Source organism: Microcystis sp. LEGE 00066, from assembly GCF_015207925.1.
Classification (GTDB): Bacteria; Cyanobacteriota; Cyanobacteriia; order Cyanobacteriales; family Microcystaceae; genus Microcystis; species Microcystis ichthyoblabe_A.
Map to the genome: position 1 here is coordinate 37,899 of NZ_JADEVX010000014.1, position 6,826 is coordinate 44,724.

A 6,826-nucleotide genomic window follows, 5' to 3' on the forward strand; every position below is an offset into this window, starting at 1 on the left:
TAGACAGTTGTGGGTATTTTTATTTATCTAGTGACCGATAAACAGGATTTTTCCTCTCTACTGACCGAGATCGATCGGATTCTTGCCAAGGTGATTTCATCTCTAGTTAACCCGCAAGAAGTTACTTCCGAGACAATTATCGCCACTCGTCAACATTTAGAATCGGCCAAAGCGCTTCTTTTTCCTTTATTATCCCCCGATCGAACCCCTGAAGTTGTCCGTTGGTCCCTGGGAATGGAGGTACAACCACCAGGGGTGAAAATCGTCTTTTTTCGGGAAAGCCAAGGATTGATCGATTTTTATCCTCTTTCTTGGAGTCTAGCAACGGGAACGAGCGATCTCTTACCCTGCTCTCAGGTGGAAGAATATCTAATTAGCTGGCTATCTAATCGGGATTTTAGCCCCGATTCTTGGCTCTGGGAAGCCCTAGAGCGATTAGAAGCTATTATTATTACCGATGACGGGGAAACCCCCACGGATGACCTAAAAAAAGCCCTTCTCACAGCGCAACTAATACCCCCCGATCGCCTCTCTAGTCTGGAAACAGCGATCGCTACTGCTCTGGCCTATATTCCCACTAGCGACCAACCCCAACCCCAAACCCTACTTGTTGTCGAAGGTAAACGAGAGACTACCACTTTAGCGCTGCTGGAAGTCCCACCGCAAACTTGCTCTTTATCCCGTCCAGCAATTGCTCTAAGCCATTTTAACTACGGGGAAAACACCTATGAACAGGCCATACTCTCTCAGTTAATTTATCCTCTCTGGCGTTCTTTTTTGCCGCTTTCTCCCTCCGATCTCACCGATACTAATCCCTTAAAAAAATCTTTACTGGCAGCCGCTAGATTAACCAAATTAATCCTGCAAGAAGAAAGCGAATTTACCTCCTCTCTAGCCGGTCATACTTGGACGGTCAGTCGCACCGATTTAAATAAGAAGGTGATTGCACCATATCTAGATAATTTAAGACAGAAAGTTAATGATTTGTTAGAAAAACAGCAAAAAAGTCTTAAAGATATCGATAAAATAATTTTTAGCGGTAATTTTTTCTTGACTATTTGGCCCTATTTCTTAACAGAAATTCAGCAAGAATTTGCTGGCTGCCATCTAGAAGCCCCCAGTCAGGAAAGCTTCTCACCGACAATCTTGGGTTTGGGCCGTCTCTGTTTATTTTCGGCTCTTAGAGGGGAGAAGGTCAATAATGCTTAAAAAATCGACCTCAGCCTCATTTAAAAGTCAGAATTTAGGGGTGAATAGAATTTTTAGGGTAATTGGGTCGAATACTCAACAAAGGCGCTGGTGATTCGGTAGCAGTGATGGTGGTTTAATGCTTTGCCAGTTGGGTATTATAAGCTAAGACGCATTTTAACCGCCTATCCTTAGATTAGCAACAATCTCCCCCAATCCCTTTACTATTGCCCCTTGTCTCATCTCAACAAGCAGTTTAAATACACGGACAGCTTATTATTCATAGCAGATAACCAATCATGGCTCTTCTAGGTTCTGTGTGAGCATGGTATATAATAGTAAAACAGAACAGGAGGTGGGTTATGTGGATAAATTTTGATCAACTCCTCGATTTACCAAATGTAACAGTGGTCAATTATCAAAAAATTGCTCAGACAATTTTCCTAAAGCTTGCTCTTTTAAATGAAACAATTGAATGTCCGATGAAATACAATTGCAATTTGCTTTATCCAATGGTCGCGTGATTTTTACTCAAGATACTGATTTTTTAAGAATCAATCAACTAGCACGTTGCTTCAAGTCAGAAAAATTCCCCTCTATCCGTCCCAACCTAATCGAGACTATTGGTCACTGGCTAAATAACGCGATCGCCGAACCATAAAAAAATGCCTGCCAAAGATATTTTCCATGATTGTGTAAAACACGCCCTAATCAAAGATGGCTGGATAGTTACCGATGATCCCTTAAGTCTTAAAATTGGCAAAAAAGACTTGTTTATTGATCTAGCAGAGGAACTGTTAACACAAATTGATCCCCCCTAGTCCCCAAAAGAAGAATCTCCCCATGAGCAACCCTATTATCATTGAAACTGACTTAAAAGATATTCTCGCTAAACTTGACAATCGGTTAGAGCGAATCGAAACAAAACTAGAAGTATTACCGAAAATAGAGGACGAAGTTTCCCAACTCAAAGAAGATGTCAAAGACTTGAAAGAAAGGGCAACGGCTCAAATATGGGCTTTGATAGTCACTGTTATGGGTGCAACTGTTGCAGCAATTATCAAATTCGGTTTTCTGACTAAAACTTAAATCATCCCTAAAAACTAAGTTGGAACTAGACAAGTTCCAACCAGTAACAAAAAATTGACCTTGAAGATTAACGACGAATCGGTGCCATCGCACCGTCGGCAGCAGCACGAAAAGGTTCCACTGCCTCGCTATAATCGATCGGTAAAATAGCCACCACGTTATCGTGAGGACGGGGAATAATTACCCAGGTTTCTAAAGCTGCCCCCTCGGTTTTATTGACGGCTTCAATGCCGGCAGCCATAGCGGTTTTTACCTCCTGTACATCCCCACGAATATTGAGGGTAAAACGGGCGCTTCCTGCCCTTAAATAGCCAACAATCGTGATCCGTCCTGCTTTTACCATCGCATCGGCGGCCGCTAGAATACCGGGGAAACCTTTTGTCTCGATCGATCCCACCGCGGGTTGGGCTGTCATAAATTAACTCCTAATAACAAAAATCAGATAAGTTTAATTGATAGAATCCAATCTATTTTCCAGTCTTTAACTATAGTCTAGTTTGGGGCTAATCGCTAGGGAAATTAACTGCGAAAACGGTCCGACTTAGCCGTATGCTGCACTGGTAAAACCGCCAGTACATTTTCTGGAGGATTCGGTACGATGTAATGACTGACCACATTACCACCAAAAGCGGTCATCGCTGCCGCTAATCCGGCCTCTACTGCCGGTTTAACCTCGGAAATCGGACCGCGAATCGCCACCAAAAATTCGCCCCTTTCCGCTAGATCAAAATAAACTAGGGTGACTCGTCCCCCTTTAACCATGGCATCCGCCGCCGCTAAAACGGGGGGAAAACCCAACGTTTGAATGACTCCGACCGCCTCGGGCATTTTTTCTGATCTCCTGCGAAAGCAATTTTACATTATACCCCGATCCTGTCTTGATATTTTCTTCTAGAAATCCTCGACCGATCGAGCCTGTTTTTTCTCCAAATACTGTTGATGGGACTGATCGGCCAGATAATAATCTCCTGCGGGTTCGATCAAAGTAACGATATCCTGCTGAAACTTTGCCGATAGTTGTAGTTGACCCTTGGAAGCAGTGGCGATTAACTTTTGTTCCGGGGTGTGATAGAAAATAATCGATCGATATTGTTCTCCCCTGTCCGGTCCTTGGCGATTTAACTGAGTCGGATCATGGATTGACCAAAAAACGGCTAATAACGCCTCGTAGCTTATTTCTTGGGGATTATAGGCAATTTGTGCCACTTCCGCATGACCGGTAATTCGCGATAACACATCGAGATAACTAGAATTGGGAAAATGTCCTCCCATATAACCCACAGAAGTGGCTAAAACCCCCGATAAACGCCGAAATGCGTCCTCAGTTTTCCAAAAACAGCCGGCCCCAAAGGTAGCTTTTTCGCCGCTATTCATTTATCCTCACATCCTTGGCAAATTCTACCACTGCTTTTGTAATTGTTTCGCTTAAATTAGCATAAACTTTGGCAAAAGGGGGAGCTTTTTCGGTTAATCCTAGGATATCCGCCGTTACCAACACCTGACCATCACAATCTTCCCCCGCACCGATACCAATCGTCGGGATAGTCAATTTATCGGTAATAGTAGCGGCTAAATTGGCGGGAATATGTTCCAAAACCAGGGCAAATACTCCCGCTTTCTCCAAGGCTAAAGCTTCCTCGATTAATCTTTGTGCCTCCGATGGAGTTTTTCCCTGCTGACGGTATCCTAACCGATGCACCGACTGGGGAGTTAATCCGATATGACCCATAACAGGGATGCCTATCTCGGTTAAACGGCTAATAGTCTCGATCATAGCGGGATAACCTCCCTCTAATTTTACCCCTTGCACTCCCGCTTCCTTTAACATCCTTCCGGCGGAGTGAATTGCCTGACTGACACTTTCCTGATAGCTGAGAAAAGGCAAATCACAGACAACTAAAGCTTGTTTTACCCCGCGAGACACGGCCGCCGCGTGGTGAATCATCGCCTCTAGGGTGATCGGTAAAGTGGTAGGATAGCCCAAAGCGGTCATAGCTAAGGAATCACCTACCAAGATAATATCAATTCCTGCTCGATCGAGCAGTCGCGCGATCGGATAATCCCAAGCTGTGAGGGTGACAATCGCGCGTTTTTGCTGTTTCCACTCGATTAATTTGCTGGTGGTGACTGCCATTATTTATTCACTGCGGACAGCTTCAAGGATACGGGAAAAATAGAAACGAGTGCTAGTCATACTCGTCCGTTCAATTTTAAAGCCATTTTCGTTGAGAGCGGCGATAATAGTTTTTTCCTTGTGTTGATAAGCGCGAGTGGTTTTACTCGGACCGGGGAAAAATTGACCAATTTTCTTGAGAATGGTTAATAAACAGGTTTTAGGGGCAAAACTGAGGATTAAACGGGATTGAGCTAGGGATCCCAGGTGTTTAATCATGCCCAATGCTTCTTCTGTGGGATAGTGAATGAGAACATCAAGACAGATGACCGTGTGATATTGGCCGGTTAATGCTTCTAAATCTTGAACGGCAAAGGTGAGTTTACCAGTATCTGCTAACTCTTTGGCTGCTCTTTCCTTGGCTTCTGTCACCATTTTCTCGGAAATATCACTGGCGAAAATAGTTGCGCCCGCTTTAGCGAGGGGAATACTGAGACTACCGACTCCACAACCAGCATCACAGATCGAGAGATTGGGTAAATTGTCATCATTTTCTAACCAACCGATAACGGTATCGATCGTCTGTTGATGACCGATGCGAATATCTTTTTGTACTTTGTTAACTTCGCCATCCCCATAAATCCGGCGCCAGCGATCGAATCCTGTGGCGTTAAAATAGTCCTTGACTATGGCTTTATCGTCTAATGTGTTGGTCATAACGAAATCTAAACGAGCGGAGATGGTTATTAGTTTATCGTACCGTGAAAGCTCTCAACCGTTGCCGCTGATAGCTGACTCCTGACTGCTCAGGAGAGGACCGTCCGCGATTGCAACTCTGTGGAAAAGCTTAATTTGTTTTCCGCTTCACCGTTAGTTAACCTAAAGTGAATATCATGTAATCGTCCCAAGATCGATTAGTAAGGGTTCCATGTCAATTATTACCCATAGAACTAAGATCGTAGCCACGATCGGCCCTGCCAGTAATTCGCCGGAAGTCCTCAAGGAAATGATCGGTGCGGGGATGAATGTAGCGCGGCTAAACTTTTCCCACGGTAGCTACGAGGATCATGCGAGAGTTGTTAGCCTTTTACGGCAAATTTCTCAAGAATTAGACAATCCTATCACTCTCTTGCAAGATTTACAAGGGCCAAAAATTCGCGTTGGTAATCTCCCCAACGGTTCGATTACCATCAACGACGGCGATTATCTCACCCTTGTACCCATGGATGAGTATCGGGGAGAAGCGAACACCGTTTCGATCGATTATCCCTATCTGGCCGAGGAAGCAGAGCTAGGTGAGCAAATTCTCCTTGATGATGGCTTATTAGAGCTAAAAATCGTTGAAATTAACGGAAAAGACCTAAAATGTCAAGTGTTGGAGGGAGGAATTCTCAAAAGTCGCAAGGGAGTTAATCTACCCCGTCTCAATTTGCGCTTACCTTCCATGACCGAAAAAGACAAACAAGACCTAGAATTTGGTCTTTCTCAGGGGGTTGATTGGGTTTCCCTTAGTTTTGTTCGTAAAGGAGAAGATATCAAGGCAATTAAGGCATTTTTAGCCGAGAGAAATCATGCGGATATGCCAGTAATGGCTAAAATTGAAAAACCGCAAGCGATCGAAAATTTGGAGTCAATTATCGAGGAATGTGACGGAATTATGGTGGCCCGGGGCGATTTGGGGGTAGAATTAAGTCCCGAAAAAGTCCCCATGTTGCAAAAACGCATTATCAAACTCTGCAACATGAAAACTATTCCCGTCATCACTGCCACCCAAATGTTAGAAAGCATGATTCACAATCCCCGACCGACTCGGGCCGAGGCTAGTGATGTGGCTAATGCAATTATCGATGGAACCGACGCGGTGATGTTATCGGGGGAATCAGCAGTGGGAGATTTTCCCGTCAAAGCGGTGGCTATGTTGGCCAAAATCGCCCATGATGTGGAAGCGGATGTGAAGTTTGATAATGTTCCCCCCAATCAGTCCGATGAAACTCACGCTCTCAGTGAGGCTTTAGTGGCGATCGATCAAACCCTTAATCTCCGTTATATTGTCACTTTTACCACCTCTGGCTACACTTCGCTACTGGCTTCTAAGGAACGTCCCTCGGTTCCTGTGATTGCCATGACTCCCAACAAACGAGTCTATCACCGTCTCAATCTAGTCTGGGGTGTGATCCCGATTCTTCTTGATCATCAGGTGTCCGTCTTTGAGGATGTGTTAAAGCAAACGGAATCAATTCTGCTTCAGAAAAATCTAGCCCAATCGGGCGATAAAATCCTGATTATGGCGGGAATTCCCATGCAGAAAACTAAAGGCACTAATTTCCTCAAAATTCACAGGATTCCCTAAGTTCTAGGAGTCGGGAGTCAGGAGACAGAAGACAGGAGACAGGAGATTATTTCTATTTATTCTCCCCACACCCCACACCCCACACC

9 protein-coding genes and 2 pseudogenes are annotated in these 6,826 nt (G+C 44.5%); 6 read left to right on the top strand and 5 right to left on the bottom strand.

Going from position 1 to position 6,826, the window contains the following annotated elements; genetic code table 11:
- Positions 1–9: 9 nt before the first annotated feature.
- The 5 genes and pseudogenes from IQ224_RS03730 (at position 10) to IQ224_RS03750 (ending at position 2,277) form a co-directional block, all read left to right on the top strand.
- Positions 10–1,209 (top strand): hypothetical protein, encoded by a 1,200-nt coding sequence (locus IQ224_RS03730; RefSeq protein ID WP_194032576.1) that lies wholly within the window; start codon positions 10–12, stop codon positions 1,207–1,209.
- Positions 1,210–1,550: 341 nt separating this feature from the next.
- Positions 1,551–1,688: pseudogene (locus tag IQ224_RS03735) on the top strand (ISL3 family transposase); the annotation flags it as partial.
- Positions 1,664–1,849, top strand: coding sequence for a hypothetical protein (locus tag IQ224_RS03740; RefSeq protein WP_002734259.1), 186 nt, complete (start codon positions 1,664–1,666; stop codon positions 1,847–1,849). The pseudogene IQ224_RS03735 and the gene IQ224_RS03740, both read left to right, overlap by 25 nt.
- Before the next feature lie 4 nt (positions 1,850–1,853).
- Positions 1,854–1,988: pseudogene (locus IQ224_RS03745) on the top strand (element excision factor XisH family protein); the annotation flags it as partial.
- 43 nt (positions 1,989–2,031) lie between these two features.
- On the top strand, positions 2,032–2,277 hold the full coding sequence (locus tag IQ224_RS03750; protein WP_002792147.1) for a hypothetical protein: 246 nt from the start codon (positions 2,032–2,034) through the stop codon (positions 2,275–2,277).
- A gap of 67 nt (positions 2,278–2,344) precedes the next feature.
- On the opposite strand, the gene IQ224_RS03755 is transcribed toward IQ224_RS03750, so the two are convergent.
- The 5 genes from IQ224_RS03755 to bchM form a co-directional block, all read right to left on the bottom strand.
- Entirely contained in the window at positions 2,345–2,692 is a 348-nt protein-coding gene (locus tag IQ224_RS03755) for a carbon dioxide-concentrating mechanism protein CcmK (RefSeq protein ID WP_002733188.1), read from the bottom strand.
- A 104-nt stretch (positions 2,693–2,796) separates the two neighbouring features.
- Positions 2,797–3,105: a carbon dioxide-concentrating mechanism protein CcmK gene (locus tag IQ224_RS03760; protein ID WP_002782143.1), complete on the bottom strand. Its 309-nt coding sequence runs from the start codon at positions 3,103–3,105 to the stop codon at positions 2,797–2,799.
- A 63-nt stretch (positions 3,106–3,168) separates the two neighbouring features.
- Positions 3,169–3,651, bottom strand: coding sequence for a peptide-methionine (S)-S-oxide reductase MsrA (gene msrA / locus IQ224_RS03765; protein ID WP_002743297.1), 483 nt, complete (start codon positions 3,649–3,651; stop codon positions 3,169–3,171).
- Positions 3,644–4,411, bottom strand: coding sequence for a 3-methyl-2-oxobutanoate hydroxymethyltransferase (panB, locus tag IQ224_RS03770; protein ID WP_002743296.1), 768 nt, complete (start codon positions 4,409–4,411; stop codon positions 3,644–3,646). Before panB ends, msrA begins: the two co-directional genes overlap by 8 nt.
- A 3-nt stretch (positions 4,412–4,414) precedes the next feature.
- On the bottom strand, positions 4,415–5,107 hold the full coding sequence (gene bchM, locus IQ224_RS03775) for a magnesium protoporphyrin IX methyltransferase (protein ID WP_002743291.1): 693 nt from the start codon (positions 5,105–5,107) through the stop codon (positions 4,415–4,417).
- Positions 5,108–5,318: 211 nt separating this feature from the next.
- On the opposite strand from bchM, the gene pyk reads away from it, so the two are divergent.
- On the top strand, positions 5,319–6,740 hold the full coding sequence (gene pyk / locus IQ224_RS03780; RefSeq protein WP_002731777.1) for a pyruvate kinase: 1,422 nt from the start codon (positions 5,319–5,321) through the stop codon (positions 6,738–6,740).
- The last annotated feature ends 86 nt before the right edge of the window (positions 6,741–6,826 follow it).